Origin of the sequence: Enterobacter sp. UCD-UG_FMILLET (assembly GCF_000762975.1) — a bacterium.
In the GTDB taxonomy this organism is placed as follows: domain Bacteria; phylum Pseudomonadota; class Gammaproteobacteria; order Enterobacterales; family Enterobacteriaceae; genus Enterobacter; species Enterobacter dykesii.
Map to the genome: position 1 here is coordinate 92,451 of NZ_JRJC01000008.1, position 23,866 is coordinate 116,316.

25 protein-coding genes are annotated in these 23,866 nt (G+C 55.7%); 9 read left to right on the forward strand and 16 right to left on the reverse strand.

Features of this window, described 5'->3' with window-relative positions; genetic code table 11:
* The first annotated feature begins 9 nt into the window (after positions 1-9).
* The gene (locus LA04_RS02990) at positions 10-690 is read left to right on the forward strand and encodes a helix-turn-helix transcriptional regulator (RefSeq protein ID WP_047650423.1); all 681 of its coding nucleotides are present in this window, start codon (positions 10-12) and stop codon (positions 688-690) included.
* A 119-nt stretch (positions 691-809) separates the two neighbouring features.
* Here LA04_RS02990 and LA04_RS02995 read toward each other — a convergent pair whose 3' ends face one another.
* Together LA04_RS02995 and LA04_RS03000 are read right to left on the reverse strand one after the other, a co-directional pair.
* Positions 810-1,688, reverse strand: coding sequence for a nucleoside-specific channel-forming protein Tsx (locus tag LA04_RS02995; RefSeq protein WP_047650659.1), 879 nt, complete (start codon positions 1,686-1,688; stop codon positions 810-812).
* A 267-nt stretch (positions 1,689-1,955) separates the two neighbouring features.
* Complete coding sequence (locus LA04_RS03000; RefSeq protein WP_047650660.1) at positions 1,956-2,495, reverse strand: DUF3251 domain-containing protein; 540 nt, start codon at positions 2,493-2,495, stop codon at positions 1,956-1,958.
* 152 nt (positions 2,496-2,647) lie between these two features.
* Here LA04_RS03000 and nrdR point away from each other — a divergent pair, with 152 nt between their 5' ends.
* From nrdR to thiL, 5 genes are all read left to right on the forward strand, one after another.
* Entirely contained in the window at positions 2,648-3,097 is a 450-nt protein-coding gene (gene nrdR / locus LA04_RS03005; protein ID WP_008503337.1) for a transcriptional regulator NrdR, read from the forward strand.
* Positions 3,098-3,101: 4 nt separating this feature from the next.
* Positions 3,102-4,205 carry a bifunctional diaminohydroxyphosphoribosylaminopyrimidine deaminase/5-amino-6-(5-phosphoribosylamino)uracil reductase RibD gene (gene ribD / locus LA04_RS03010; RefSeq protein WP_047650424.1) on the forward strand — a complete coding sequence of 368 codons (1,104 nt, stop codon included), beginning with the start codon at positions 3,102-3,104 and terminating at the stop codon, positions 4,203-4,205.
* 87 nt (positions 4,206-4,292) lie between these two features.
* Entirely contained in the window at positions 4,293-4,763 is a 471-nt protein-coding gene (gene ribH / locus LA04_RS03015; protein ID WP_006176874.1) for a 6,7-dimethyl-8-ribityllumazine synthase, read from the forward strand.
* A gap of 21 nt (positions 4,764-4,784) precedes the next feature.
* Positions 4,785-5,204, forward strand: a complete 420-nt coding sequence (gene nusB / locus LA04_RS03020) for a transcription antitermination factor NusB (protein WP_006809908.1) — start codon at positions 4,785-4,787, stop codon at positions 5,202-5,204.
* Between the two features lie 77 nt (positions 5,205-5,281).
* Positions 5,282-6,253 carry a thiamine-phosphate kinase gene (thiL, locus tag LA04_RS03025; RefSeq protein WP_033144764.1) on the forward strand — a complete coding sequence of 324 codons (972 nt, stop codon included), beginning with the start codon at positions 5,282-5,284 and terminating at the stop codon, positions 6,251-6,253.
* Between the two features lie 60 nt (positions 6,254-6,313).
* Here the strand turns inward: thiL and LA04_RS03030 are convergent, their stop codons facing one another.
* The 4 genes from LA04_RS03030 to xseB form a co-directional block, all read right to left on the reverse strand.
* Positions 6,314-7,288 carry an aldo/keto reductase gene (locus LA04_RS03030; RefSeq protein WP_047650425.1) on the reverse strand — a complete coding sequence of 325 codons (975 nt, stop codon included), beginning with the start codon at positions 7,286-7,288 and terminating at the stop codon, positions 6,314-6,316.
* A gap of 64 nt (positions 7,289-7,352) precedes the next feature.
* The gene (gene dxs, locus LA04_RS03035; protein WP_047650426.1) at positions 7,353-9,215 is read right to left on the reverse strand and encodes a 1-deoxy-D-xylulose-5-phosphate synthase; all 1,863 of its coding nucleotides are present in this window, start codon (positions 9,213-9,215) and stop codon (positions 7,353-7,355) included.
* Positions 9,216-9,239: 24 nt separating this feature from the next.
* Entirely contained in the window at positions 9,240-10,139 is a 900-nt protein-coding gene (gene ispA / locus LA04_RS03040; protein WP_008503332.1) for a (2E,6E)-farnesyl diphosphate synthase, read from the reverse strand.
* The gene (gene xseB, locus LA04_RS03045) at positions 10,140-10,382 is read right to left on the reverse strand and encodes an exodeoxyribonuclease VII small subunit (protein WP_008503331.1); all 243 of its coding nucleotides are present in this window, start codon (positions 10,380-10,382) and stop codon (positions 10,140-10,142) included.
* 191 nt (positions 10,383-10,573) lie between these two features.
* Here xseB and thiI point away from each other — a divergent pair, with 191 nt between their 5' ends.
* Positions 10,574-12,022 carry a tRNA uracil 4-sulfurtransferase ThiI gene (gene thiI, locus LA04_RS03050; protein WP_023310562.1) on the forward strand — a complete coding sequence of 483 codons (1,449 nt, stop codon included), beginning with the start codon at positions 10,574-10,576 and terminating at the stop codon, positions 12,020-12,022.
* Between the two features lie 67 nt (positions 12,023-12,089).
* Here thiI and yajL read toward each other — a convergent pair whose 3' ends face one another.
* Together yajL and panE are read right to left on the reverse strand one after the other, a co-directional pair.
* On the reverse strand, positions 12,090-12,680 hold the full coding sequence (gene yajL, locus LA04_RS03055) for a protein deglycase YajL (RefSeq protein ID WP_047650427.1): 591 nt from the start codon (positions 12,678-12,680) through the stop codon (positions 12,090-12,092).
* Positions 12,643-13,554 carry a 2-dehydropantoate 2-reductase gene (panE, locus tag LA04_RS03060; protein WP_047650428.1) on the reverse strand — a complete coding sequence of 304 codons (912 nt, stop codon included), beginning with the start codon at positions 13,552-13,554 and terminating at the stop codon, positions 12,643-12,645. Before panE ends, yajL begins: the two co-directional genes overlap by 38 nt.
* A gap of 121 nt (positions 13,555-13,675) precedes the next feature.
* On the opposite strand from panE, the gene LA04_RS03065 reads away from it, so the two are divergent.
* The gene (locus LA04_RS03065; protein ID WP_023334701.1) at positions 13,676-14,167 is read left to right on the forward strand and encodes a YajQ family cyclic di-GMP-binding protein; all 492 of its coding nucleotides are present in this window, start codon (positions 13,676-13,678) and stop codon (positions 14,165-14,167) included.
* Between the two features lie 31 nt (positions 14,168-14,198).
* Here LA04_RS03065 and LA04_RS03070 read toward each other — a convergent pair whose 3' ends face one another.
* The 8 genes from LA04_RS03070 to LA04_RS03110 all read right to left on the reverse strand — a co-directional run bounded on the left by LA04_RS03070 (position 14,199) and on the right by LA04_RS03110 (position 23,072).
* Positions 14,199-15,560, reverse strand: a complete 1,362-nt coding sequence (locus LA04_RS03070; RefSeq protein WP_047650429.1) for an MFS transporter — start codon at positions 15,558-15,560, stop codon at positions 14,199-14,201.
* Between the two features lie 149 nt (positions 15,561-15,709).
* Complete coding sequence (gene cyoE, locus LA04_RS03075) at positions 15,710-16,597, reverse strand: heme o synthase (RefSeq protein ID WP_013095848.1); 888 nt, start codon at positions 16,595-16,597, stop codon at positions 15,710-15,712.
* A gap of 11 nt (positions 16,598-16,608) precedes the next feature.
* On the reverse strand, positions 16,609-16,935 hold the full coding sequence (locus tag LA04_RS03080) for a cytochrome o ubiquinol oxidase subunit IV (RefSeq protein ID WP_006176899.1): 327 nt from the start codon (positions 16,933-16,935) through the stop codon (positions 16,609-16,611).
* Positions 16,935-17,549 carry a cytochrome o ubiquinol oxidase subunit III gene (locus tag LA04_RS03085; RefSeq protein WP_047650430.1) on the reverse strand — a complete coding sequence of 205 codons (615 nt, stop codon included), beginning with the start codon at positions 17,547-17,549 and terminating at the stop codon, positions 16,935-16,937. The genes LA04_RS03080 and LA04_RS03085 overlap by 1 nt, the downstream gene beginning before the upstream one ends.
* Complete coding sequence (cyoB, locus tag LA04_RS03090; protein WP_014168864.1) at positions 17,539-19,530, reverse strand: cytochrome o ubiquinol oxidase subunit I; 1,992 nt, start codon at positions 19,528-19,530, stop codon at positions 17,539-17,541. Before cyoB ends, LA04_RS03085 begins: the two co-directional genes overlap by 11 nt.
* Before the next feature lie 16 nt (positions 19,531-19,546).
* A complete protein-coding gene (gene cyoA, locus LA04_RS03095; protein ID WP_014882770.1) occupies positions 19,547-20,494 on the reverse strand; it encodes a cytochrome o ubiquinol oxidase subunit II in 948 nt (315 codons plus the stop codon).
* Between the two features lie 477 nt (positions 20,495-20,971).
* On the reverse strand, positions 20,972-22,447 hold the full coding sequence (ampG, locus tag LA04_RS03105) for a muropeptide MFS transporter AmpG (RefSeq protein WP_047650431.1): 1,476 nt from the start codon (positions 22,445-22,447) through the stop codon (positions 20,972-20,974).
* 46 nt (positions 22,448-22,493) lie between these two features.
* A complete protein-coding gene (locus tag LA04_RS03110; protein ID WP_023310568.1) occupies positions 22,494-23,072 on the reverse strand; it encodes a lipoprotein in 579 nt (192 codons plus the stop codon).
* Between the two features lie 305 nt (positions 23,073-23,377).
* On the opposite strand from LA04_RS03110, the gene bolA reads away from it, so the two are divergent.
* The gene (gene bolA, locus LA04_RS03115; RefSeq protein ID WP_021241655.1) at positions 23,378-23,695 is read left to right on the forward strand and encodes a transcriptional regulator BolA; all 318 of its coding nucleotides are present in this window, start codon (positions 23,378-23,380) and stop codon (positions 23,693-23,695) included.
* Positions 23,696-23,866: the final 171 nt, after the last annotated feature.

Below are 23,866 nucleotides of genomic sequence, written 5' to 3' on the forward strand. Positions count from 1 at the left end.
GAATAAGATATGACCCGACGCGCTGACCGTTTGTTTCAGATTGTGCAGATCCTGCGGGGCAGGCGTCTGACAACGGCAGCGCATCTGGCGGAACGGCTTGGCGTATCCGAGCGCACGGTCTACCGCGATATCCGCGACCTGTCGCTTTCCGGCGTGCCGGTGGAAGGTGAGGCGGGGAGCGGATATCGGCTGATGTCGGGTTTTGACCTGCCGCCGCTGATGCTGACAAATAGGGAGTCCGAGGCGCTGATCGTCGCGATTCGCCTGCTCAAAACCTGGGGAGGGGAATCGCTTTCGCGCGAGCTGGAGTCGGCTCAGGAGAAGGTGCTCGCTATCCTGCCCGAGGAGAGTCGTCGAAAGGCGGAGCAGACGCGGATCTACGCCCCGGATTTTTGCATGCAAAGCCACTCCCGCAGCGATTTTGACAGGATCCATCAGGCGATTTCCGCCCAGCGCGTGCTGGCGCTGCATTACCGTGATGAAGCCGGACAGCTCTCAAAGCGCGAGGTGCAGCCGCTGGGCTTGTTCTTCTGGGGAGAGCGCTGGCTGCTGGCTGCGTGGTGCGAACGGCGCGATGACTATCGCTGTTTCCGGCTCGACCGATGCCTCAATATTTTGCAGACGGAGAGGCGGTTTAGCGAGAGTGGGGACAGGTCTCTGGCAGATTTTTTGCGCAAGGTTAAGCAGTAAAAAGCCGGGCGGCGAGGTAAAAGCAAAACGGCAACGTGTGTTGCCGTTTTTAATGTTTGCACCCTCTCCCGCGGGAGAGGGGCGGGGTGAGGGCATCAGCCCGCACAGTCCCGCACTGATTAGAAGTTGTAACCTACAACCAGGTAACCACCCCAACCGGTTGAACGGACGTTTTCTTTCATCCAGTTCAGATCGGCATCGTCGTTCCACTGTCCACCGTTGTGCCAGTAACGCGCCACAACAGAATAGTGCCAGTGATCGTAGTTCAGCGCCAGGATGTGGCTGGAGGCGATGGAGTCGTTGGTACGCTGCTTAATACCGTTCTCTGCGTAACCGCTCTTATCGCCCAGCTCTGAACCCCAGTCGAAGTTGGTGAAGCCGATGTAGCTCAGGTTACCGCCCCACAGCTGGGTGATTGGCACAAAGTATTTCACTTTGAAACGATAGCCATCCCATTCGTTCTGGTTTTCAGCACCGTAGTTCTGCCACTGGTATTTCGCGTACACGTTCAGGGACAGGCTCATTGGCAGTCCGGTATCAACGTCGGTACCCAGACCCATGTACCAGGTGCTCTGACGACCGGACGCGTTGCGGCCCATGTCGTAGATATAGTTGTTCGCGAAGTACCACTCTTTGAACGGACCGAAGCTCAGGTCGGTGCCGGTCAGCTTGTCGATGGAGAAGCGCGGTTCGATCTCCATGAACAGCGGAGAACCGTGGTTCCAGATACCTTTTGCCTGCGTGTTACCGCCGAAGAAGACCGGAGCATCCATATAGCCGTAGAAATCAAACCAGTCTTTCTTGGCGAATGCTTCGTATTCCAGGTAGGTATCGTTGCGGATCTGTGGTCCGAAACGGGTGTGGTAGCTGCCGACAACGTTAACGCTCTGGTGCCACCAGTCGGAGAGGTATTGTGGTTTATCGTTTTCCGCTGCGTTAACAGTGAAAGAGGAGGACAGTGCCAGCACGGCGCCAGCTGCGAGTAATGTTTTTTTCATAATCATGCCACTGATTGAAATTCCCTTTCGGGAGTGAAAAATGCGCGAATTGCGTTTCTAAATATTTCGTGTTTCTGCGGTGCCTATTATAGGAATCCCTGCTCACAAAAATATGTGTTGTTTCACATATCTCTCACACGCGTAATCGATTGCGTTCACGTTTGCGTACTTTAAACGGGCGGGATTGTAGCGGCAATCATTTATGTTGCCAATCCATACGAAATGTAAATGTTAGCGGAGTGACATTTCACTCCGCTAAAAGGAGGGTTACTGCGCGGCGGGCTGGATATCGTGAATGCGGATGAAACCTAACTGTTCCGGAGTCAGTCCGTTAAGCTGCAGCGGAATATCAACATCGCTCGGAGCCAGCACGCTGGCTGGTGCGGTGAATAGCTGACTGTTAACATTCACCTCCTGGTAATTCTCCGTGGTGCCCTGGATCTGGCCCCACTCGACGGTGCCGCTGAAGGCTGGAAGCGGATCGTTGGACTCGCCCTGAATGCGTAATGTTGCGCGAGTACCATTTGCATTCGCCGCCACATTCACCAGAGACATTTTCAGCGTGCCAATCTGACTGTTGAGCCGCGCAGGCGTATTCGCACCCGGCAGGAGATAAACCCCGCTGCTGGATTTGGCGTTCAGCGCGTTTTGCTGGGTGATCTTCACCGTTTCTTTGTTCAGTTTGTCCATCGCCGTATTGAGCGTATTCACGCTCTGTTTCATCTGACGGACTTCGGTTTGCTGTGCACAGGCGCTAAGGGTGAAGAGGCTCCCCACCAGCAAAATTTTAAGGTAACGTCTTGTCATTGCGTTTATTTCCTTTAAATAACGGATCGCCTTAATGGTAGCCAGCATCATCGTGTCAGACATAGATCCTTTGTCTCAAAAAGCTCTTCCTTTGTTGTCAGGCCAGATCAGGGTAAAATGAAAATTAGTTAACCACATAACAGGGATACCGTATGCATTGCCCATTCTGCTCCGCTGTGGATACCAAAGTCATCGACTCTCGTCTTGTGGGCGAAGGGTCTTCCGTACGCCGTCGTCGGCAGTGTCTGGTGTGCAACGAGCGTTTCACGACCTTTGAGGTTGCAGAGCTGGTAATGCCGCGCGTGGTGAAAAGCAACGACGTGCGCGAGCCGTTTAACGAAGAGAAACTGCGCAGCGGGATGCTGAAGGCCCTGGAAAAACGTCCCGTCAGCGCGGATGACGTTGAGATGGCGTTAAACCACATAAAATCTTATCTTCGTGGTTTGGGTGAGCGTGAAGTGCCGAGCAAAATGATCGGCAACCTGGTGATGGAGCAGTTGAAAAAGCTCGATAAGGTCGCCTATATCCGCTTCGCCTCGGTCTACCGCAGCTTCGAAGACATCAAAGAGTTTGGCGAAGAGATCGCCCGCTTACAGGATTAAGCTCATGCAGGATGAGATTTACATGGCGAGAGCCATGAAGCTGGCGAAGCGCGGTCGTTTTACTACCCATCCCAACCCGAACGTCGGGTGCGTTATCGTTAAAGATGGCGAGATCGTGGGCGAAGGTTTCCATTACCGCGCGGGCGAACCCCATGCTGAGGTTCATGCCCTGCGCATGGCTGGTGAGAAGGCGCGCGGTGCTACAGCCTACGTCACGCTGGAGCCCTGCAGCCATCACGGCCGTACGCCGCCGTGCTGCGAAGCGCTGATCGCGGCGGGCGTGTCGCGCGTGGTCGCCTCGATGCAGGACCCAAATCCGCAGGTGGCCGGACGCGGTCTGTACCGCCTGCAGCAGGAAGGCATTGACGTCAGCCATGGGCTGATGATGCAGGACGCGGAAGCGATCAACAAAGGCTTTCTGAAGCGCATGCGCACGGGGTTCCCGTATATTCAGCTCAAGCTGGGCGCCTCGCTGGACGGCCGTACGGCGATGGCAAACGGCGAAAGCCAGTGGGTAACCTCACCACAGGCAAGGCGCGATGTGCAACGTCTGCGCGCACAAAGCCATGCTATCCTCACCAGCAGTGAAACCGTTCTGGCTGACGATCCGGCCATGACCGTGCGCTGGGACGAACTGAATGCCGATACCCAGGCGCTGTACCCGCAGGAGAACCTGCGCCAGCCGCTGCGTATTATCATTGATAGCCAGAACCGCGTGACGCCGGAGCACCGCATCGTCCAGCACCCGGGTGAAACCTGGATTGCCCGCACTAAAGAAGATACGCGCGAATGGCCGGAAGGCGTGCGCAGCATTATGGTGCCGGAGCATCACGGTCATCTGGATTTGGTGGTGCTGATGATGCTGCTCGGCAAGCAGCAGGTGAACAGCATCTGGGTTGAAGCGGGGCCAACGCTCGCCGGTGCGCTCTTGCAGGCCGGGCTGGTGGATGAACTGCTTGTTTACGTTGCGCCTAAACTCTTAGGTCACGACGCGCGCGGCCTGTTTGTGCTGCCCGGCCTTGAAAAACTGGCCGACGCACCGCAACTCAAATTTAGCGAGATTCGTCCGGTAGGTCCGGATGTCTGCCTCCACTTAACGACAGCGTAATTGCTCCTGAAATAGGGAAGCAGTGCGCAAAGTATTATGATAAAATCCGCCCCCCTGCGGGGCCAAATGAACCCGTAAAGGAAGAGTATGAACATTATTGAAGCTGCTGTAGCTACCCCGGACGCTCGCGTCGCCATCACCATTGCGCGTTTCAACAACTTCATCAACGACAGCCTGCTGGAAGGTGCGATTGACGCCCTGAAACGTATCGGCCAGGTTAAAGATGACAACATTACCGTTGTTTGGGTTCCAGGCGCTTACGAACTGCCACTGGCGGCGGGCGCGCTGGCGAAAACCGGTAAATACGACGCGGTGATTGCGCTGGGTACCGTTATTCGTGGCGGCACTGCGCACTTCGAATACGTTGCGGGCGGTGCAAGCAACGGTCTGGCACACGTTGCGCAGGATGCTGAAATTCCTGTCGCGTTCGGCGTGCTGACCACCGAAAGTATTGAACAAGCCATCGAACGTGCTGGCACCAAAGCCGGTAACAAAGGTGCAGAAGCTGCACTGACCGCGCTTGAAATGATTAATGTATTGAAAGCCATCAAGGCCTGATTTTTTTGTAAGGGGAATTCCGTGAAACCTGCTGCTCGTCGCCGCGCCCGTGAATGTGCCGTCCAGGCACTTTACTCCTGGCAGTTGTCCCAGAACGACATCGCTGATGTTGAATACCAGTTCCTGTCAGAACAGGACGTGAAAGACGTTGACGTTCTGTACTTCCGCGAACTGCTGTCGGGAGTGGCGACTAATAGCGCGTATCTCGATGGCCTGATGAAGCCATACCTGTCCCGTCTGCTCGAAGAGCTGGGCCAGGTGGAAAAAGCAGTGTTGCGTATCGCGCTGTTTGAGCTGTCTAAACGTGATGATGTGCCGTATAAAGTGGCCATCAACGAAGCGATCGAACTGGCGAAAACCTTCGGCGCTGAAGACAGCCACAAGTTTGTAAACGGCGTACTTGATAAAGCAGCACCTGCGATCCGTCCCCACAAAAAGTGATCCGCAAACCGGAGTCCTGCATTGCCTGACGGGTAGTGCGGCTCCGGTTTTTTCTTTTATTTGCTGAGGCATAACGTATGGCATGCGGCGAATTCTCCCTGATTGCCCGTTATTTCGACCGTGTCAGAACCTCTCGTCTTGATGTTGAAACCGGCATTGGCGATGACTGTGCACTTCTCAATATTCCCGAAAAACAGACGCTGGCAATCAGCACCGACACCCTGGTGTGCGGCCGTCATTTCTTACCGGATATCGATCCTGCCGATCTGGCGTATAAAGCCCTGGCGGTTAACGTCAGCGATCTGGCGGCGATGGGGGCCGATCCCGCGTGGCTGACGCTGGCTCTCACCCTGCCAGAGGTGGATGAAGCCTGGCTGGAAGCCTTTAGCGATGCGCTGTTTGAGCAGCTTAGCTATTACGATATGCAGCTGATTGGCGGCGACACAACTGCCGGTCCGCTGTCGATGACGCTGGCGATCCATGGCTACGTGCCGCTCGGCCGCGCGCTGAAGCGCTCGGGCGCAAAACCGGGCGACTGGATCTACGTGACCGGTACGCCGGGCGACAGCGCGGCAGGGCTGGCGATTCTGCAGAACCGGTTAACGGTTGAAGATGCTGACGACGCGGCGTATCTGGTGAAACGCCATCTGCGGCCAACGCCGCGTATTTTGCACGGCCAGGCGCTGCGCGAACGGGCAAGCTCGGCTATCGATCTCTCTGACGGGCTGATCTCAGACCTCGGGCATATCCTGAAGGCCAGCGGCGTCGGCGCGCGCGTTGATCTGGATCTCTTCCCGCTATCTGAGCAACTGCTTCGCCATGTGGAACCTGAGCAGGCGCTGCGCTGGGCGCTGTCCGGTGGTGAAGACTATGAGCTGTGCTTCACGGTGCCTGAGCTCAACCGCGGAACGCTGGACGTGGCGTTAGCGCATCTCGGCGCGAAGTTTACCTGCATCGGTCAGATCATGCCGGAGAGCGAAGGGCTGAAGTTTGTGAAAGACGGTGCGCCGGTTACGCTGGACTGGAAAGGGTACGATCACTTCGCGTGAGTTTGTGCGATCTGTATTGCCGGGTGGCGGCTCCGCCTTACCCGGCCTACAAAAGATGGCCTACTTAAACCCCACCACCGGATGCGGCTGATACGGCGTCTCCAGCTCGGCAACCTGTTCCGGCGTCAGCGTGATATCCACCGCATTCAGCAGCTCATCCAGCTGTTCTTCCCGCGACGTTCCAATAATCGGCGCCGCGACCCCGCGCTTACTCAGCAGCCACGCCAGCGCTACCTGTGCGCGGGTGGCACCGGTATCGTCGGCGATCCCGGCTAAACGTTCGGCAATCAGCGCATCGCTGGCTTCTGTTCCGGAATAAAGATTTTTTCCCACTTCATCCGATACCAGGCGAGCCGTGGTTTCACCCCACGGACGGGTCAGGCGGCCGCGCGCCAGCGGACTCCACGGGATCACCGCCACGCCCTCCTGATGGCACAGCGGCAGCATCTCGCGTTCTTCTTCACGATAGATCAGATTGTAGTGATCCTGCATGGTGACAAAGCGCGCCCAGCCGTGCTGCGCCTGGAGATCCAGCGCCTGGGCAAACTGCGACGCGTGCATAGACGACGCGCCGATGTAGCGAGCTTTCCCTGCTTTGACCACGTCGTTCAGCGCTTCAAGGGTCTCTTCAATGGGCGTGTTGTAATCCCAGCGGTGGATCTGCAGCAGGTCGACGTAATCCATGTTCAGACGTCTGAGGCTGTCATCAATGGAGCGCAGGATCTGCGCACGAGAAAGGCCCTCAGCCAGGTCGCCTACCGGATAGTACACCTTGGTGGCGACGACGATGTCATCACGACGGGCAAAGTCGCGCAGGGCGCGGCCGACAATCTCCTCGCTGCTGCCGTCGGAGTAGCTGTTGGCGGTGTCAAAGAAGTTAATGCCGCCCTCGATGGCGCGTTTGATAATCGGACGGCTGCTCTCTTCCGGCAGCGTCCAGGCGTGGTTTCCCCGATCGGGCTCGCCAAAGGTCATGCATCCCAGACAAAGTCGGGAAACCTTAAGGTCCGTTTTTCCTAACGTAGTGTATTGCACGGTTCCGCTCCTGCTGTTTAAACACCAGGTTTAAGCATAGCAGGAGCGGAAAAGGGGGGAGGGGTCAGTCCAGCCAGGTACGGATTTTGGCTTCGATACCGGCGGCGTCCAGGCCAATAGCCGCACGGGCTTCATCCTGAGTACCTTGCGGAATGAAACGATCCGGCAGGCCGAGGTTCAGCACCGGCACGGCTTTACGATTTGCCATCAGCACCTCGTTCACGCCGCTGCCCGCGCCGCCCATGATGGCGTTTTCTTCCAGCGTGACCAGAACGTCATGCGTCTCAGCCATACTCAGGATCAGAGATTCATCGAGCGGCTTCACAAAGCGCATGTCCACCAGAGTGGCATTCAGCGCTTCAGCCGCTTTAGCCGCCTCTGGCATCAGCGTGCCGAAGTTCAGAATCGCCACTTTCTCACCGCGACGCTTAACCACTCCTTTACCCAGAGGCAGTTTTTCCAGCGGCTGCAGCTCAACGCCCACCGCATTGCCGCGCGGGTAGCGGACGGCGCTTGGGCCATCCTGATAGTGATAGCCGGTAAACAGCATCTGACGACATTCGTTCTCGTCGCTTGGCGTCATGACAACCATATCCGGAATACAGCGCAGGAAGGATAGATCAAACGCGCCCTGGTGCGTCTGGCCGTCGGCACCGACGATGCCCGCACGATCGATAGCAAACAGTACCGGCAGCTTCTGAATCGCCACGTCATGGATCACCTGATCGTAGGCGCGCTGCAGGAAGGTGGAATAGATAGCGACAACGGGCTTGTAGCCACCAATAGCCAGGCCCGCAGCAAACGTCACCGCATGCTGCTCGGCAATGGCGACGTCGAAATACTGGTCAGGGTATTTTCTGGAGAACTCCACCATGCCAGAGCCTTCACGCATGGCCGGGGTGATCGCCATCAGCTTGTTGTCTTTGGCTGCGGTTTCGCACAGCCAGTCGCCAAAGATTTTTGAATAGCTCGGCATGCCGCCGCTGCTTTTTGGCAGACAGCCGCTGGACGGGTCAAATTTTGGTACCGCGTGGAAGGTGATCGGATCTTTTTCCGCCGGTTCGTAACCGCGCCCTTTTTTGGTCATGATATGCAGGAACTGCGGGCCTTTCAGGTCGCGCATGTTCTTGAGCGTGGTCACCAGGCCCAGCACGTCATGGCCGTCAACCGGGCCAATATAGTTAAAGCCCAGCTCTTCAAAAAGGGTGCCCGGCACCACCATGCCTTTGATGTGTTCTTCGGTACGCTTGAGCAGCTCTTTAATCGGCGGTACGCCGGAGAAGACTTTCTTGCCGCCTTCGCGCAGCGAGGAGTAAAGCTTGCCGGAGAGCAGCTGAGCCAGATGGTTGTTCAGCGCGCCAACGTTCTCGGAGATCGACATTTCGTTATCGTTGAGGATAACCAGCATGTCCGGCTTGATGTCGCCCGCGTGGTTCATGGCTTCGAAGGCCATCCCTGCGGTGATGGCGCCGTCGCCAATCACGCAGACGGTGCGGCGCTGCTTGTTCTCTTTCTCGGCGGCAACGGCAATCCCGATGCCCGCAGAAATGGAGGTGGAGGAGTGGCCGACGCTCAGCACGTCGTACTCGCTCTCACCGCGCCACGGGAACGGGTGCAGGCCGCCTTTCTGACGAATGGTGCCAATTTTATCGCGACGTCCGGTCAGAATTTTGTGCGGATAAGCCTGATGGCCCACGTCCCAGATGAGCTGATCGAACGGCGTGTTATAGACGTAGTGCAGCGCCACGGTCAGCTCTACCGTGCCAAGCCCGGAGGCGAAATGGCCGCTGGAGCGGCTTACGCTGTCGAGCAGGTAGCGACGCAGCTCGTCGCACAGCTTCGGCAGGCTCTCTTTCGGCAGCAGACGTAACTCCTGGGTGGAGTCAACTAACGCCAGTGTCGGGTATTTGGCAATATCAAAACTCATCAAAGGCTCATCGAGATATATAGTTTATTTATCACGCTGGATTATATAGTCCGCTAGCGCTTCCAGTGCCGAGGTATCCAGCGATTGCGCGGCCAGTTCATTTAGGGACTGGCGGGCATCGTCAATCAGATCCCGGGCTTTACGTTGGGCTTGCTCAAGACCCAGCAGGGCGGGGTAGGTACTTTTGCCAAGCTGCTGGTCCGCACCCTGACGTTTACCCAATGTTGCAGTATCGCCCACCACATCCAGAATGTCATCCTGAACCTGGAATGCCAGACCGATACTTTCTGCGTATCTGTCCAGAATCGGCAGGGCTTTGCGCCCTTGTTCACCCGCGCTCAGCGCGCCCAGGCGAACGGCTGAGCGAATCAACGCCCCGGTTTTATGGCGGTGAATACGCTCCAGCTGTTCCAGATTAACCTGACGTCCTTCCGCTTCCAGATCCAGCGCCTGTCCCCCGCACATGCCGGCCACGCCGCTGGCCATTGCCAGTTCGGAGATCATCGCCAGGCGGTCGCGGTCAGCCACTTCCGCCATCGGCGCGTCGCTCAGAATCGAGAACGCCAGCGTTTGCAGGGCATCACCCGCCAGAATGGCATTCGCCTCGCCAAACTTGATATGGCAGGTGGGTTGACCCCGACGCAAATCGTCGTCGTCCATGGCCGGGAGATCGTCGTGGATCAGCGAGTAGGCGTGGATGCACTCCACGGCGGCTGCCGGGGCGTCCAGCGTGTTATCGCTGATACCAAACATATTGCCTGTGGCGTATACCAGGAACGGGCGCAGGCGCTTTCCACCCAAGAGTGCGCCATAGTGCATGGCTTCAACCAGTGGAGTGTTCTGAAAAGGCTGTGGCGCAATAAAACGGCGCAGGGCGTCGTTGGCGCGTACGACACGCGCCTGAAGCTCGTTGGCAAAATCCATTTACTCGGCGTCCGGTGTGAAAGGCGTGGTTTTCGCGTCTTCGCTGTCGGAAAGCAGGATCTGCACGCGCTGCTCGGCCTGCTGCAGTTTGACCTGCCCCTGGCGCGCCAGCTGCACGCCACGCTCGAATTCGTTGAGCGCCTCTTCCAGCGGGAGATCGCCGCTCTCAAGACGGGTAACGATTTGCTCCAGTTCACTCAGCGCAGTTTCGAAACTGGCCGGTGCGTCGTTCTTCTTCGGCATAGTGAATTGACTCTTATATTCTCAGCCCCGACATGGTAACGGACTCAGGGCAATTATCAAATAACGCGCAATGTGCACAGGAGCGGCGCGATGGTGGTATACTTGCGCGCCTGGATGCAGCCACGGGTGTGGGCTGCTGTACTCTTTTCCATTACAAGCTTTAATACGCTTGCCTAAGAAACATTGCCGCCATGAAGTTTATCATTAAATTGTTCCCTGAAATCACCATCAAAAGCCAATCTGTGCGTTTGCGCTTTATTAAAATTCTCACCGGGAACATTCGTAACGTATTAAAGCACTACGACGAAACCCTCGCCGTGGTGCGCCACTGGGACCACGTTGAAGTGCGCGCCAAAGACGAAAACAAACGTCAGGATATTCGCGACGCGCTGACCCGTATTCCGGGGATCCACCATATCCTGGAAGTGGAAGATGTTCCGTTCAGCGATATGCACGACATCTTCGAGAAAGCGCTGGTGCAGTACCGCGACCAGATCGAAGGCAAAACCTTCTGCGTGCGCGTGAAGCGTCGCGGCAAGCACGAATTCAGCTCCATTGAAGTGGAACGTTACGTCGGCGGCGGTTTGAACCAGCACGTTGAAACGGCGCGCGTTCGTCTGACCAACCCGGACGTGACCGTGAACCTGGAGATCGAAAACGATCGCCTGCTGCTGGTGAAAGGGCGCTATGAAGGTATCGGCGGCTTCCCGATCGGCACCCAGGAAGACGTCCTGTCCCTCATCTCCGGCGGCTTCGACTCCGGCGTCTCCAGCTATATGCTGATGCGTCGCGGCTGCCGTGTGCACTACTGCTTCTTCAACCTGGGCGGTGCGGCGCACGAGATCGGCGTTCGTCAGGTGGCGCATTACCTGTGGAACCGCTTCGGCAGCTCTCACCGCGTGCGTTTCGTGGCGATCAACTTCGAACCTGTGGTCGGCGAAATCCTCGAAAAAGTGGACGACGGCCAGATGGGCGTGGTGCTGAAGCGCATGATGGTGCGTGCGGCGTCCAAAGTTGCCGAGCGCTACGGCGTGCAGGCGCTGGTCACCGGTGAAGCGCTGGGGCAGGTTTCCAGCCAGACGCTAACCAACCTGCGTCTGATCGACAACGTGTCTGATACGCTGATCCTGCGTCCGCTGATCTCCCACGATAAAGAGCACATCATCGATCTGGCGCGCGAAATCGGTACCGAAGATTTTGCCCGTACCATGCCGGAATACTGCGGCGTGATCTCAAAAAGCCCAACGGTGAAGGCGGTGAAGGCGAAAATCGAAGCGGAAGAAGAGAACTTCGATTTCAGCATTCTGGAAAAAGTGGTGGAGGAAGCCTCCAACATCGACATCCGCGAGATTGCCCAGCAGACCGAGCAGGAAGTCGTTGAAGTTGAAACCGTAAGCGGTTTCGGCGCTAACGATGCGATTCTGGATATTCGCTCCATTGACGAGCAGGATGACAAGCCGCTGCAGGTTGAAGGCGTCGAAGTGGTTTCTCTGCCGTTCTATAAGCTGAGCACCAAGTTTGGCGATCTCGACCAGAGCAAAACCTATCTGCTGTGGTGCGAGCGCGGGGTGATGAGTCGCCTGCAGGCGCTGTACCTGCGCGAGCAGGGCTTTGCGAACGTGAAGGTGTATCGCCCGTAGTTTTTTGCCGGGGAGTGCGGCCTGATGCCCTCACCCCGTTCCTCTCCCAAAGGGAGAGGGAGAACACCTATTCGTAATAATTATAAATCCCCGCCGGCATCACCAGCGATGACGCTACTTCGTACGCTTTTTCGCGCCCGACCAGCAGGTCAATAATCTTTAAGCCAAAATCAATCGCGGTACCTGGCCCCTGGCTGGTCAGCAGGTTGACGCGCGGATCCCAGACGACGCGTTTATCCACCCAGTGCTCTTCCGGGATCGTATCCTTAAGCCCCGGGAAACCGGTCATGTTGCCGATGGGGAAGATATCGTGCGGAATCAGAACCGTTCCGGCGGCGGCACAGATTGCCGCGACGATGCGGCCGGATAAATGAAACTGACGCACGGTCTCGACCAGCAGCGGGCTGTCGCGAAAACATTCCGCGCCTTTTAAGCCGCCGGGCAGCACGATGATGTCGTAATCGCCGTCAGCCACCTGAACGAGGGGGGCATCCGCGAGGATTTTCACCCCGCGCGAGCAGGTGATTGCCAGATTGCCGTCGCTGGAGACGCTGGCGGTGGTAACCTGAATGCCGCCGCGCACCATCAAATCAATGGTGGTGACCGCTTCCATCTCTTCGCTACCAGGGGCGAGGCAGATCAGGGCTGACGCGCTCATATTCACTCTCCTTACGTTTAACCAGGTCATACAGACGGGCGTTTTCCGGCACGGAAATGCCGTGTGCGCGGGCGCGTTTTAGCAGATAGCCGGTGATGTAGTCGATCTCCGTGTGGCGTAATGCCCGAACATCCTGCAACATTGAGGAGATGTTTTCTGCCGTGCTCTCAATGACCTGCCCTACATAACACCGCAAATCGTTGGCCGAGGTATGCAGGCCTTCCCGCTCAACGACCGCCGCGACTTCCGCACACAGTGTGGCAACGTCCTGCGGATGATTTTTCAGCTCTCCGTTCGGGCAGTTCCACAGCGCCGTCAGCGGGTTGATCACGCAGTTTACCGCCAGCTTGCGCCACAGCTGAGGGCGGATGTTGTTGTGCCAGGCCACGTCCGGCAGCACCTTCTGCAGCACATCGGCAAGATAGCTGTAATCACCATCCTGCGTTCTGGCGGGACCGATATGCGTCACTCCGCTGGCGACATGCACGATGATGTTGCCGTCGCGACGCGCAGCGTGCGTGGTCGTCGCCATCAGCAGGGGCTGCTGGACGTTTTTCAGCTCATCAAGCGTCCCCATGCCGTTATGCAGCAGCAGTATGGGGGAAGTGGGGGGGAGCTGCGCGGCCAGCGTTTTTACCGCGTCTGAGACCTGCCAGGCTTTGAGCGTCACCAGTAAAAGATCGCTTTGCGCCAGGAAATCAGGATCGTTCGCGGTGAGGGATTCGTTAAAGATGCTTCCGTCTTCACCAATCAGGTTTACACTGCAATAGGGCTGGGGCACGCGCAGCCAGCCCTGAACCTCATGTCCGTGCTTGCACAGCGCGGTCAGCCACAGCTGACCAAGCGCTCCGCATCCGAGCACCGTAATTTTCATTGTTCCTCCTCACCTGCAACTGCGCCAGGTGTTACAGCTTAATTATACAGCTAAGCTTCTGTTGAGTTATGCCTCGTAGCGGGTATTATGCAACGCAACAAAAGTGAAGGGAGAAGAAAAGATGCCATCTTTCGATATTGTTTCCGAAGTTGATATCCAGGAAGTTCGCAACGGCGTTGAGAACGCAACCCGCGAAGTTGAGTCACGTTTCGATTTTCGCGGCGTTGAGGCGTCGTTTGAGCTGAACGACGCAAATAAGACCATTAAGGTGCTGAGCGAGTCTGATTTCCAGGTGAATCAGCTGCTCGACATTCTGCGCGCCAAGCTGTTAAAGCGCGGCATCGAAGGGACGTCTCTGGACGTGCCGGAAGAGTTTGTGCACAGCGGTAAAAACTGGTTTGTTGAAGCCAAACTGAAGCAGGGCATCGAGAGCGCGGTGCAGAAGAAGATCGTTAAGCTCATTAAAGACAGCAAGCTGAAGGTGCAGGCGCAGATCCAGGGCGAAGAAATTCGCGTGACCGGTAAGTCCCGCGATGACCTCCAGTCCGTAATGGCGCTGGTGCGCGGCGGCGATCTGGGGCAACCGTTCCAGTTTAAAAACTTCCGCGATTAATATAAAAAGCCCGGTTTAACCGGGCTTTTTTTCACGCTTTGAGCGCTTGCTCGACCTCGAAGCGGTTGGTCATTTTACTGTCTATTTTGACGTAAGCGCTGCGCTCTTCCGGAACGATGAGCACCTCTGTCACACCCTCTTTGGCTTCCAGACGCTGTTTCAGCGCATCGCTGATCTCCACATCATCCGGGATTTCTACCCGCAGGCTGCTCACGTAGCGCGGCTCTTTCATGGTGCTGGCGACCAGCAGCCAGACCGTCGCCAGTAGCGCACCGGCGAGAAACACGGTTTGTGAATCAAACAGGCCGTCCACCCAACCGCCGAGCGAGCCGCCGATCGCCACGCCGAGAAACTGGCTGGTGGAGTAGATGCCCATCGCGGTGCCTTTATACCCGGCGGGGGACTCTTTACTGATCAGCGACGGGAGCAGCGCTTCCATCAGGTTAAAGGCCAGGAAGAACAGCTGTACGCCGGCAATCAGCTCCCAGAAGTGCGGGCCGGCACCCCAGAGCACAATTTCGGCAATCAGCAGGACCGCCACGCAGCCCACGAAGACGCGCTTCATTTTGCGCTTCACTTCGGCGTAGATGATGAACGGCACGACGGAAACAAACGAAATCAGCATCGTGACCAGATAGATTTTCCAGTGCTCAGCCGCCGGGAAACCCGCTGCGGCCAGCTGGCCGGGCAGGGCGACAAAGGTGGACATCAGAAGGATGTGCAGGCACATAATGCCAAAATTCAGCTTAAGCAGGCGCGGCTCGACAATCACTTCGCTGAAGCAGCCTTTTACCATCCCCGATTCACGGTTCAGAACGTGGTTTTTGCTGTCCGGCACGACCCACAGGGTTAAGGCAATACCGATGGTCGCCAGCACGGCAATCATCCAGAACAGGGCGTGCAGACCCAGCGTGTGCGTAATGATGGGGCCCAGCACCATTGCAATCGCAAAGGTCACGCCAAAGCTCACGCCGATGAACGCCATCGCTTTGGTGCGGTTCTGCTCGCGGGTTAAGTCGGACAGCAGCGCCATCACCGCGGCGGCAATCGCGCCGGAACCCTGCAGGGCGCGGCCGAGAATAATCCCCCAGATGGAGTGGGAGAGGGCGGCAATCACGCTTCCGAGCACAAAGACCAGCAGCCCGCCGACGATCAGCGGCTTTCGGCCCACCCGGTCAGAGAGCAGGCCAAAGGGGATCTGGAAAACCGCCTGCGCCAGACCGTAGATGCCGATTGCGAGGCCAATGAGCGCCTCGCTGGCCCCCTGCAGCGCCATACCGTACGTGGTCAGAACAGGCAGGACCATAAACATGCCAAGCATCCGTAGCGAGAAGACAGTCCCTAAGCCCCAGGTCGCGCGAAGCTCGCCTGGCGTCATTTTATAATCGTTCATTACCACCTCAGTTCAAAAGCAGGCCATAGTGTAGTGCGGGGAAGGGGCGGGGTAAATAAAGGGTTATTTAACAAATATTACATGCGTTATTAGTAGATTCAGTGAATAAAAAAGGGTGCCGAAGCACCCTTTTATTGACCTGTTTTGGCTTACCAGACGTAAGTCAGCAGGTTGTGTGAATCTGGCACCATGAAGTCTACGGACATCATCACGGACAGCGAGGTGATGGCCACAATCGAGAACACAAACAGTTTGCGCGCCCAGACCTTGTCATCTTCCACTTTGTAACCGCGCAGCGCCATACCGAGCCACCAGACGCTCACCGCAGCCGCTACCGCCAGATATTTATACCCAGCGTAACCACCCAGAGAGAGCATCAGCGTTGCCACGGCAAAGGCGATGATGTACAGCGTGATGTGGTTCTTGGCAACAGAAATGCCTTTCACGACCGGCAGAACCGGGATGTTCGCTGCCTGATAATCCTTAAAGCGGAAAATCGCGATGGCATAGGAGTGCGGCATCTGCCACAGGCTAAAGATAGCCAGCAGGATCAGCGCACCGCTGTCGAACTCGTTCGTGACCGCGCAGTAGCCAATCACCGGCGGCGCAGCGCCGGAGAGAGAACCAATCAGCGTGCCGTAGACGGAGTGGCGTTTCATATACAGGCTATAGACGCCCACATACACCACGAACCCCATCACCCCCAGCCAGCAGGCCAGCGGGTTAGCACCAAACCACAGCAGCATAAAGCCAGCAATACCCAGCAAGGTGGCGTACACCAGCGAGACGGAAGGGGCGATCAGGCCTTTCACCAGCACCCGATTTTTGGTCCTTTCCATCTTCTTGTCGATATCCATGTCGATGTAGTTGTTAAATACACAACCGGACGCAACAACCAGTGACACACCGACCAGCGTGTAAATAAAGAGGGTGTAATCAATGCTGCCCTTAGAGGCCAGCAGGAACCCTCCGATCACGGAGATCAGGTTGCCAAAGATGATGCCTGGTTTCGTTACTTGCAGGTATTGCTTAAACATACTCGCCGCTCTTAGTGAACCATCATGTTGTAGTTGAGGTTCCACATAATCCAGATGGAACCGACTACCAGGATAGCGATGATAATCACGGTAAAGATAAAGGCGGTCATATTCCAGCCTTCATCGGACTTGGTGTTCATGTGCAGGAAGCAAACCAGATGCACCAGAATCTGAATCACCGCGGTCACCAGGATTGCACCCAGGATAACCGGCTTAGACGCAGAACCGCTCATCACCATCCAGAACGGGATCACCGTCAGGATGATCGACAGGATGAAACCTGTCATGTAGGTTTTTACGCTGCCGTGGGAAGCGCCATGATCGTTTGAATGACTCATTACATCGCCCCCATCAGATAGACAACAGAGAACACACAGATCCACACCACGTCCAGGAAGTGCCAGAACAGGCTCAGGCACATGATACGGGTACGGTTAGTGCTGGTCAGGCCGCGACGGGATACCTGGAACATCAGTACCGCCATCCAGATCAGACCAGAGGTCACGTGCAGACCGTGAGTGCCGACCAGCGCGAAGAACGCGGACAGGAAGCCACTGCGATCCGGGCCGAAGCCTTCCATGATCAGGTGATGGAATTCATAGATTTCCATCCCGATAAATCCAGCACCAAACAGCCAGGTCAACGCCAGCCAGGAGACAACCTGGCTCTTGTTGTTTTTGTACATGGCGATAGCCGCCATGCCGTAGGTGATGGAGCTGAATAACAGCAGTGCGGTTTCAACCAGAACGAACGGCAGTTCAAAGATGTCCTTGCCGGCCGGGCCGCCCGCCGTGCCGTTCACCAGAACGGCATAGGTCGCGAACAGACAGCAGAACAGAATGCAGTCGCTCATCAGGTAGATCCAGAAACCGAAGACTTTAGTCGGTCCTGCATCGTGGTGCGCATGCTCATGCGCGTGGGCAGTTGAGTGCGCCAGAGTATCAGTTGCCATTTTTCAGCCCCGCTTTAGAAATCTCGTCGAAATGCTGATTTTCCAGCTTCTCAACTTCACGGACTGGTACGTAGTAGTCCACGTCCTCGTCAAAGCTCTTCACAATCCAGCTGATTACGATGCCGGCGAAGCCAACAATCGCCATCCACCAGATGTGCCAGATCATTGCGAAACCAAATACCGTTGCGAAGGCGGCAATCACAATGCCCGCACCGCTGTTTTTCGGCATGTGGATCTCTTCGTAATGAGCAGGTTGCTTGTACGCTTCACCTTTTTCTTTCATTTCCCAGAATGCGTCGCGTTCATGAACCTGCGGCACGATGGCAAAGTTATAGAAAGGAGGTGGAGAAGAGGTCGCCCACTCCAGCGTACGGCCACCCCATGGGTCACCGGTCAGGTCACGGTTCTGGTCGCGGTCGCGAATAGACACGTAGAACTGAATCAGCTGAGACGCGATACCACAGGCAATCAGCACCGCACCGCCCGCTGCAACCATCAGCATTGGGTGGAACTGCGGATCGATCTGCTGGCTCAGACGACGGGTCATACCCATGAAGCCCAGCACGTACAGCGGCATAAATGCTACGAAGAAGCCGATGATCCAGAACCAGAATGCGCGCTTACCCCATTTTTCGTTCAGCGTGAAGCCGAACGCTTTTGGCCACCAGTAGGTTACGCCAGCGAAGCAGCCGAAGACCACGCCACCGATGATAACGTTATGGAAGTGCGCAATCAGGAACAGGCTGTTGTGCAGAACGAAGTCAGCACCTGGTACCGCCAGCAGTACGCCGGTCATCCCACCTACGGAGAAGGTCACGATGAAGCCGATGGTCCACAGCATCGCTGAGTGGAACACGATACGGCCCTGGTACATGGTGAACAGCCAGTTGAAGATCTTCACCCCGGTAGGGATGGCGATAATCATGGTGGTAATACCGAAGAAGGCGTTTACGTTCGCGCCCGCACCCATGGTGAAGAAGTGGTGCAGCCAAACGATGAACGACAGGACGGTAATACACACGGTTGCCCACACCAGAGAGGTGTAACCAAACAGACGTTTACGCGAGAAGGTTGCCGCGATTTCGGAGAACACACCGAACACAGGCAGAACCAGAATGTACACTTCCGGGTGACCCCAGGCCCAAATCAGGTTGATGTACATCATCATGTTGCCACCCATATCATTCGTGAAGAAATGGGTGCCCAGGTAGCGGTCCAGGGTCAGCAGCGCGATGGTGACGGTCAGAATTGGGAAGGAGGCAATAATCAGGATGTTGGCGCACAGAGATGCCCAGGTAAATACCGGCATCTTGAACATGGTCATGCCAGGGGCACGCATCTTGATAATGGTCACGAAGAAGTTGATACCGGTCAGGGTAGTACCGACACCGGAGAGCTGAAGCGCCCAAATCCAGTAGTCGACGCCAACGCCCGGACTGTACTCAATTCCTGACAGCGGCGGGTAAGCCAGCCAGCCGGTCTGCGCGAATTCGCCCACACCCAGTGACAGGTTAACCAGGATAACGCCGACAACCGTGAACCAGAAGCTCAGGTTGTTCAGGAACGGGAACGCCACGTCGCGCGCGCCGATTTGCAGCGGAACGACCACGTTCATCAGACCGATAACCAGCGGCATCGCCACGAAGAAGATCATGATAACGCCGTGGGCGGTAAAGATCTGATCGTAGTGGTGCGGTGGCAGGAAGCCGGCTTCACCCGCAGAAGCGAGTGCCTGCTGGCTACGCATCATGATGGCATCCGCAAAGCCACGAATTAACATGACGATACCGACGATGCAGTACATGATACCGAGTTTTTTGTGGTCAACCGAAGTCAGCCACTCGTTCCACAGGTAGCTCCACTTACCGAAGTAAGTGATCAGGGCCAGTAAGGCCGCGCCACCAATGATAATTGCAGCCACCGTAACCACGATAATCGGTTCATGGTAGGGCACTGCATCCAGTGTCAATTTTCCGAACATTTTCTTCCTCGGCCCCTTAGTGAGCGGTTTCCGCGTGGCTCATGTCCATGCCTTCCATACCTTCGTGCGCGCTGTGCTCGCCTTCAGGCTGGGTCATGTCCATGCTCTTGCCGTGATCCATAAATTTGCCAATAACGTCTTTGAACAAATCTGGTTTCACATTAGAGAAGTACTCCACCTTGTTGTATTCGCTTGGTGCAGCCACTTTTTCGAACGCCGCCATGTCAGACATGGTGTTTGGAGACTGCTTCGCTTTTTCAACCCACTGGTCGAAAGCTGCACGGTCTGGCGTCGCAATAGCTTTGAACTTCATACCTGAGAAGCCCGGGCCGCTATAGCTGGCGGAGATACCATCATAGGTGCCTGCTTCATTCGCGATCAGATGCAGGTTGGTCTGCATACCGGCCATCGCGTAAATCTGGCTACCCAGACGTGGGATGAAGAAGGAGTTCATTACGGAGTTGGAGGTCACTTTGAACTGAACCGGAGTGTTCGCCGGGAAGGCGATTTCATTCACGGTAGCAATACCCTGCTCTGGATAGATGAAGAACCATTTCCAGTCCATGGAGACCACTTCAATGGTAATAGGTTTCTCATCGTGAACCAGCGGTTTGCTTGGCTCAAGTGCGTGAGTGGTTTTCCAGGTCAGTACGGCAAGGAACAGGATGATCAGAATAGGTACCGTCCAGACCACAGCTTCCACTTTATTGGAGTGTGACCAGTTAGGGCTATACTTCGCATCTTTATTGCTCGCACGATACTTCCAGGCGAAACCAACAGCCATCAAAATGGCAGGAATAACCACAATCAACATCAGGCCAAAAGCCGTCAATATCAGTGAACGTTGTTCCAGTCCAATCTGTCCTTTGGGGTCTAGTAGTGCAGAATCGCAGCCACTGAGTAATACAGTGCCCGCGAATAATGACAACCATCCCAAACTTTTATTGTATTTCCCGAGTCTCATTTAACGACCTCAATTCCACGGAGTCTGGTGGCGTTTAAAGTGTGCGGGCATTTTACGGGAAGGTTACATTACTGTAAACATCATTAGGCCTGTGTCAGGAAGGTGTTACCGGGTTCTGCCGCACGTGTCACAAGTGTTGCAAATTATGTCGCTTTTTATGACCGAAGCCGCATGTCATGGGCTTTATAACGAAAGGACCCCCAAGCATACCTTAAAAGGGGCAATTGGTATAACCATTGTTGAAAATAAACAAAAAATTAACAATTAATTATCAATAAAAAGACATCTGAAAAACGAAAAATCAAACTCTCGGGTGCTGAATCGTTTAATGAAAAATAGCGTTTTGGAACTGGTGCCAATAATTTCCAAATCCTATCCCGCACAAAACAACAAATATTTTTTTAGCGGTTGGTGGCTATTTCGCCGTTATAATTGCGGTTAGTGATTACAACGGGAAATAACCTTTCGCTTTTTTCTTCAGGTCAGCTGGATTTTACGCAACGCCATGAAATCAAGCAGACCTCCGGTCAGGATCCCGGCGATAGCCAGCAGGGCGCCTGCGTCCAGCAGAAGGGCTTCGAAAGGGAGTACCAGAGAGGTGCTGGCATTGATAATAAGCACCACAAGCCAGAGCGCCAGAGCAGTGCAGCCCGCCATTAACAGACGTAGCGCAAAACGGTAGGCGCGGCGATATTCGGTGCGCGGCATAAAATGTTCTGTCCGCTGGGTATATTCCAGCGTCTGACGGCAGACCAGCAGCAATAAAATTCCCGGCACGGCAGCCACGACCGAGAAGAGATAAAATGTTGGCCAGCCGTGGGCTTCCACGAACCAGCCGGCAATCGGGCCAACGTACACGCGGCCAACGGCGGAAAGCGCCGAGAGCAGAGCGAACTGGGTAGCGGAAAACGACTTGTTGCACAGGGTCATCAGCAGGGCGACAAACGCCGCTGTTCCCATGCCGCCGCAGAGGTTTTCGAAGAACACCGCCGCGGCCATGCTGATCGTATGTTTGTCGGTAATCGACAGCAGCCAGTATCCTGCGTTAGAAGCGCCCTGAAGGATGCCGAAAATCAGCAGCGCGCGGAACAGCGTCAGGCGCTGCATCAGCACGCCGCCATAAAGCGCGCCGACAATGGTCGCAAACAGCCCCAGCGTTTTATTCACCACACCCACTTCACCGGCATCAAAACCGACACCCCTGATCAGGAAGGTGGTGGTGAGGCTCATGGCAAAGGCATCACCCAGCTTATAAAGGACGATGAGCAGCAGGATCAGCCAGGCGTTGTTGCGGCCAAAGAAGTCGCGGAGCGGTTCGGCGACGGCCTGCTCCAGCGAGCGGGGAACCGGGATGATGTCACTCGGTTCGGGCGCGAACAGCGTCGCGATAATGCAGGGGATCAGCAGGGCGGCCATCAGCCAGTACATGCCCTGCCAGCCGAGGTAACGATCTGCCAGCCACAGCGCCAGCCCGCCGGAGACCAGCATCCCGAGGCGATAGCCCAGCACGCTGATTGCCGCGCCGGCGCCGCGCTCTTCTGCAGGTAGCACGTCCGTCTTCCAGGCGTCGAACACGATATCCTGAGAGGCGGAACAGAAGGCAATTACCACCGCAAGTGCGGCCATCCATCGAAGCTGGGTGGTGGGTTCAAGAAATCCCATCGCCGCGATGGCCAGCAGCAGCAGGATCTGCGTCATTACTAACCAGCCGCGTCGACGCCCGAGGAAAGGCGGCGTGTAGCGATCCATGACCGGAGACCACAGGAACTTAAAGACATAGGCCTGGCCGACAAGCGAGAAGAAACCAATGGTTTTAAGATCGATGTTCTCAACCGTCATCCACGCCTGAAGCGTGCCGGAAGTGAGCGCGAGGGGTAAACCCGAGGCGAAGCCGAGGATCAGCAGAATCGCTGATTTCGGTTGCTGGAAAATGCGTAAGTAATGGCTGGACATGTTCTTATAAAACTGACCCGGTGATACACCGGGTCAGAGAGCGGGATTAACGCGCGTTCTGCTTGATGAAGTCGTGAATGCTGGTGTCCTGCGCCATATCGGCGATGGTGTCGGTCAGCACGCTGTTCACGGCGTTAGCAATGTTCTGGTTAGAAGCCTGGAAGGCACCTTCAACAGAGTAGCTGGCGCGGTAGTTTTTGGTCATCTTGTTGCCATTCTTCGCGGTGGCAATGATGGCGATATCCGCTTTGGTCGCGATGTTGTAGCGCACGTTGCCCTGAGACACGTCAGCGTACAGGTTGTTCACGATGATCTGCAGATCGACCGCGCCGCTTGGGCCAATCATGTAGCCGCGAGCGGTCATCTGTTTCTCCAGTACTTCCTGGAGCAGGAAGCGCAGGTCGCGGGAGGCGGTGAGGGTAACCTGCTGGTTATCGCGGGTCACTTTTGCCAGCGCCTGGTCCTGACGCTGATCGGCACCGTTAATGCTCACGGTGACGCCCATCAGGCTTGGGTCCTGCTGAGGCAGGGTGATTTTTGGTGAGACATCAATGGTGGTAGGCGGAGTAGCACAGCCTGCCAGCATAAAAAGGGCTACCAACGGAAAGAAGAGTTTTTTTAACATTTTCGGGTTCTCAACGAATCGTAAGCATATAAAGAGAAAAATTGCCGCCATCATAACATCGCCAACGGCGAGGGGAAGTGGTCAACGCATGTAAATTCATCGCCTTGTCCGAAAACTGACCAGTTCACCGTTTTTCCCAATCCGTGTATGACAAAACGTATGAGTCTCACAGTGAACTTCATTCGTTTGAATGAGAAAATCAGACGAAAGCTAAATATTTGTTGTCAAGGTGTAATGGAAACGGTAAAAGCGGCTAACATTTAAAGGGATGGGTGACATCCTGGCGTTGTCGGAGGAGTAATTTCATGATGATACGTGAGCATATAGAAGATAAATTAAGGGCAGCGTTCAACCCTGTGTTCCTCGAAGTCGTCGACGAAAGCTATCGTCATAACGTGCCGGCAGGTTCTGAAAGCCACTTTAAAGTGGTTCTGGTTAGCGATCGCTTCACGGGAGAACGTTTCCTGAATCGACACCGCTTGATCTACAGCACCTTGACGGAAGAACTCTCCACGACCGTGCATGCGCTGGCACTGCATACCTACACCATTAAGGAATGGGAAGGCCTGCAGGATACGGTCTTCGCATCGCCGCCCTGTCGCGGTGCAGGCACTATCGCCTGATAAATCGGATTTGCAACGGCTGGAGATTTTCCAGTATGTTGCTTACAGATTTCCTCAAAACGGCCTCCGGGCCGTTTTGTTTTGTTTGAGTTTTGAGCGGATGGTGCGATTTTAAGGCTAAAAATAGCCTTAAAGTGTGAAAAAAGCCGCAGCAACATGCCCCAACCGTTC

Coding starts and splice junctions, on each gene's coding strand:
- LA04_RS02990 (WP_047650423.1), top strand. CDS start 10: ATGACCCGACGCGCTGACCGTTTGTTTCAGATTGTGCAGATCCTGCGG.
- LA04_RS02995 (WP_047650659.1), bottom strand. CDS start 1,688: ATGAAAAAAACATTACTCGCAGCTGGCGCCGTGCTGGCACTGTCCTCC.
- LA04_RS03000 (WP_047650660.1), bottom strand. CDS start 2,495: ATGACAAGACGTTACCTTAAAATTTTGCTGGTGGGGAGCCTCTTCACC.
- nrdR (WP_008503337.1), top strand. CDS start 2,648: ATGCATTGCCCATTCTGCTCCGCTGTGGATACCAAAGTCATCGACTCT.
- ribD (WP_047650424.1), top strand. CDS start 3,102: ATGCAGGATGAGATTTACATGGCGAGAGCCATGAAGCTGGCGAAGCGC.
- ribH (WP_006176874.1), top strand. CDS start 4,293: ATGAACATTATTGAAGCTGCTGTAGCTACCCCGGACGCTCGCGTCGCC.
- thiL (WP_033144764.1), top strand. CDS start 5,282: ATGGCATGCGGCGAATTCTCCCTGATTGCCCGTTATTTCGACCGTGTC.
- dxs (WP_047650426.1), bottom strand. CDS start 9,215: ATGAGTTTTGATATTGCCAAATACCCGACACTGGCGTTAGTTGACTCC.
- ispA (WP_008503332.1), bottom strand. CDS start 10,139: ATGGATTTTGCCAACGAGCTTCAGGCGCGTGTCGTACGCGCCAACGAC.
- xseB (WP_008503331.1), bottom strand. CDS start 10,382: ATGCCGAAGAAGAACGACGCACCGGCCAGTTTCGAAACTGCGCTGAGT.
- thiI (WP_023310562.1), top strand. CDS start 10,574: ATGAAGTTTATCATTAAATTGTTCCCTGAAATCACCATCAAAAGCCAA.
- yajL (WP_047650427.1), bottom strand. CDS start 12,680: ATGAGCGCGTCAGCCCTGATCTGCCTCGCCCCTGGTAGCGAAGAGATG.
- panE (WP_047650428.1), bottom strand. CDS start 13,554: ATGAAAATTACGGTGCTCGGATGCGGAGCGCTTGGTCAGCTGTGGCTG.
- LA04_RS03065 (WP_023334701.1), top strand. CDS start 13,676: ATGCCATCTTTCGATATTGTTTCCGAAGTTGATATCCAGGAAGTTCGC.
- LA04_RS03070 (WP_047650429.1), bottom strand. CDS start 15,560: ATGAACGATTATAAAATGACGCCAGGCGAGCTTCGCGCGACCTGGGGC.
- cyoE (WP_013095848.1), bottom strand. CDS start 16,597: ATGTTTAAGCAATACCTGCAAGTAACGAAACCAGGCATCATCTTTGGC.
- LA04_RS03080 (WP_006176899.1), bottom strand. CDS start 16,935: ATGAGTCATTCAAACGATCATGGCGCTTCCCACGGCAGCGTAAAAACC.
- LA04_RS03085 (WP_047650430.1), bottom strand. CDS start 17,549: ATGGCAACTGATACTCTGGCGCACTCAACTGCCCACGCGCATGAGCAT.
- cyoB (WP_014168864.1), bottom strand. CDS start 19,530: ATGTTCGGAAAATTGACACTGGATGCAGTGCCCTACCATGAACCGATT.
- cyoA (WP_014882770.1), bottom strand. CDS start 20,494: ATGAGACTCGGGAAATACAATAAAAGTTTGGGATGGTTGTCATTATTC.
- ampG (WP_047650431.1), bottom strand. CDS start 22,447: ATGTCCAGCCATTACTTACGCATTTTCCAGCAACCGAAATCAGCGATT.
- LA04_RS03110 (WP_023310568.1), bottom strand. CDS start 23,072: ATGTTAAAAAAACTCTTCTTTCCGTTGGTAGCCCTTTTTATGCTGGCA.
- bolA (WP_021241655.1), top strand. CDS start 23,378: ATGATGATACGTGAGCATATAGAAGATAAATTAAGGGCAGCGTTCAAC.